Source organism: Gilvibacter sp., from assembly GCF_013214815.1.
In the GTDB taxonomy this organism is placed as follows: Bacteria; Bacteroidota; Bacteroidia; order Flavobacteriales; family Flavobacteriaceae; genus Gilvibacter.
This window is the reverse complement of record NZ_JABSPU010000127.1, coordinates 1-2,913: the sequence shown is the minus strand read 5'-3', so window position 1 is coordinate 2,913 and position 2,913 is coordinate 1. Positions and strand designations below refer to the sequence as shown.

The following is a 2,913-nucleotide window of genomic DNA, read 5'->3' as shown; positions in this document are numbered from 1 at the left end:
AAAACAATACCTGGTGGATACGGCTAAAGTACAGGGAGGGAAATTCCTTTTTGAAGGGGATGAGCAACTGGATCCCGGAGTGTATTTGGTTGTTATGGCTCCGGATAACAACTTTTTTCAAATTCTCATTACGGAAGATGAGCAGCAGTTCGCTTTTCGGACGAGCAAGGACGCACCTTCCAGTGATATGAAGTTAGAGCTGGCTCCTGATAATACGCTATTCTACAATTATATGCAGTTTCTTGATGAGCAAAAGCCTGCAGCAGAAGCTATCGGCAAAGCGATGGAAACGGCTTCCGATGAAGAAAAAGAAAAGCTGGAAGCAGAAAGAGCTAAACTTGACGATAAAGTCCGGGAATATCAGGAGACCCTTATCGCTAAGCACCCAAACAGCCTGACGGCTGCTATAATTAAGGCAAATCTGCCCATGAAGTTGCCTGAATTTGAAGGTACAGAAAGTGAAGTGCAGCGTAAGCGCTGGCGGTATACTCAGGAACATTATTTTGATCATATTGACCTCGCAGACCCACGTATGCTCCGTACGCCGTTTCTGTTTCAAAGAGTTGATCATTATGTAAATAAGCTACAGGTTCAGCATCCGGATACAATGGCGCATGCCATAGAATACATCCTGGAAAAAATGAAGCCTACAGAAGACAACTTCAAGTTCTACCTGATCCACTTTTTGAATGAGGCAGCGAAGTCCAAAATGGTAGGAATGGATGCTGCTTATGTTCATCTGGTAGAAAAGTATTATGCTACAGGACAAGCTCCGTGGACGGAAGAAGAGCAGCTCAATAAAATTATTGATAATGCTAAGGCACTGAAACCGTTACTGATTGGAAAGATTGCTCCGGATATTGAGCTGGAAACGATAGACGGTACAAAACAGAGCCTACATGATGTGGATTCAGAGTATACCATTCTCTACTTCTGGAGATATGATTGTGGCCATTGTAAGAAGTCTACCCCTTACATGAAGGCTTTCTATGAGAAATTCAAAGACAGAGGGGTGAAAGTGGTTTCAGTATGTACCAAGTTTACAGATGAGGTAGAAGGTTGTTGGGAATATATTGACGAGAAGGAGATTGGAGACTGGATGCACTTCGTTGACCGCTACCACAGAAGCCGCTATATGAAGGTGTACAACATTAAGTCTACGCCTCAGCTTTATATCCTTGACCGCAACAAAGAGATTCTTTCTAAGCGCATTGGCGCAGAACAGCTGGAAGAAGTAATGGACCGCATTATCGAAATGCGCGAACAGGAAGCTAATCCTGAGAAATAAGATTAAATGGAATCAACGCTGATTAAAACATTTGAGGCTGCGGGAGCAGCCTCAAATGTTACCTTAATACTTGCTTTGCTGGCCACTATTGTGGGCCTGGCAGGTACAATCTTTCTACTGATAAAGCCTGCACCCCGTGGGCAGCACAATCAGCGAATGCTGATAGCAATGCTATTATTTTTTACATTTCTGATTGGTGCTTCAACTGCCTTTTTTTCCTGGATGAGGACGGAACGCCTTCAGCCCGTATTAATTTATGACGATGCGGTGGAGACTTCCTTTGGTTACCTTTCTTATGATAAGATCGGTAATGCAAAAATCATGATGGAAAAGCAAAACCAACCTTTTTCCAACCTAAATCAGGAGACAACAAGGATGTTGGTCATCATAGAGAAAAACGGCAAAACGCATGCTTTGTCAGAAGCAGATTATCCTATTGATGATATTCTGCGTGAATTGAGAAAAGCAGTAAAAAGTTGGAAGGAAAAATCTAAATCTTAACCTTTCTGCGGATTACATCGGTAAAAGAGCGCAATTCAATAGTATAATTGCCTTTACCGTATTGGTTGAAGTCGATTTCGTAGATCGTATCGACAGGCAGGTCAAATACCTGTTCCCGCAGTACTACCTCGCCGTCATCCCGAGTCACGACGATATCGTTTAAGTTTACGCTAAGGGTAGCGAAATCCACATAGTAGAGGTTATTCTCCTCATCGGCATAGAGCGACCAACTCTCTGAATCCATATTCAGAAGACTGTTGGTCTTTGTTGTTACTGCCGCTTTTGATCCGGTTGTTTCGTGTAGGCTCGCTGTTTGCGCAACCAAAGTGGTTAGGCTGCCTGTTAGAAACAGCGCGAGTAGGAAACTTAGCTTCTTTAGCATAGTGTTACTTTTATTAGGTATGCCATGGGGAATAAGGCTTGTCAAAAATAGAAAATCAATTCGGTACAAAGAAGAAGTAATTATCCACCATACGGGTGAAAATTGTCGGTTACCAGGAATTTTTGGAATTTTTTGGATTGGATGGAGCAGATAGCCATAATAAGTAGCGTACAACCTGAATATTTGTTGCCCTACTTCTGATAAATTTTTAGTTAAGAAAATGTTAAGAGTTTATTGCGGCCTCTATTCAAGGCTTTGCTCAAGCACCAATCTTATGTTTGGATAAACATTCAGGCTGCCCTCTAAAAACTCAGGTATGGACTTCCATTCTGCTTTGTCTATGTGTTCTTCCGTCTGTGGAGTAAGTGCCAGTTCCGTCGTGGACATCTTGTACCAATAGGTAGGTTTTAGTATCCTGCCTTTTTTTAAATGCCTGTAGGTGTGGTAAGTCATTTGTATAAATGCGCCAAGTTCTACCTCTCCAAGCCCAGTCTCTTCCTGTACTTCCCGGACTGCAGCAATTTCGGGCGTTTCACCTGGGTCTATTTTACCTTTCGGAAGGTCCCAGCTTTCAAGTCTGTAGATAAAGAGGGCTTCTCCTGCGGGGTTGAAGACAAGCCCTCCGGCTGCTTCAAGAATGGTAAATTGTGTACAAAACTCTTTGAACAGCCGGTCTCCGTCTTTTCCGTAAATCGTCACCTGCTTGAAGGCATCATTCTTTTCAAGCATATCCACATAGCCC

4 protein-coding genes are annotated in these 2,913 nt (G+C 42.9%); 2 read left to right on the top strand and 2 right to left on the bottom strand.

Annotation, left to right across the window (positions count from 1 at the left end; translation table 11 throughout):
* Together HRT75_RS14420 and HRT75_RS14415 are read left to right on the top strand one after the other, a co-directional pair.
* Window positions 1-1,288, top strand: a 1,288-nt coding sequence (locus HRT75_RS14420; protein ID WP_291188214.1) for a redoxin domain-containing protein, incomplete at its 5' end; no start/stop codon positions are given.
* A gap of 6 nt (window positions 1,289-1,294) precedes the next feature.
* Window positions 1,295-1,789 carry a hypothetical protein gene (locus HRT75_RS14415; RefSeq protein ID WP_291188211.1) on the top strand — a complete coding sequence of 165 codons (495 nt, stop codon included), beginning with the start codon at window positions 1,295-1,297 and terminating at the stop codon, window positions 1,787-1,789.
* On the opposite strand, the gene HRT75_RS14410 is transcribed toward HRT75_RS14415, so the two are convergent.
* Window positions 1,779-2,171: a hypothetical protein gene (locus HRT75_RS14410; RefSeq protein WP_291188209.1), complete on the bottom strand. Its 393-nt coding sequence runs from the start codon at window positions 2,169-2,171 to the stop codon at window positions 1,779-1,781. The two genes, HRT75_RS14415 and HRT75_RS14410, sit on opposite strands and share 11 nt — an antisense overlap.
* Window positions 2,172-2,414: 243 nt before the next feature.
* The coding region (locus HRT75_RS14405) for an NUDIX domain-containing protein (protein WP_291188207.1) at window positions 2,415-2,913 on the bottom strand (499 nt) is incomplete at its 5' end.

Coding starts and splice junctions, on each gene's coding strand:
- HRT75_RS14410 (WP_291188209.1), bottom strand. CDS start 2,171: ATGCTAAAGAAGCTAAGTTTCCTACTCGCGCTGTTTCTAACAGGCAGC.
- HRT75_RS14415 (WP_291188211.1), top strand. CDS start 1,295: ATGGAATCAACGCTGATTAAAACATTTGAGGCTGCGGGAGCAGCCTCA.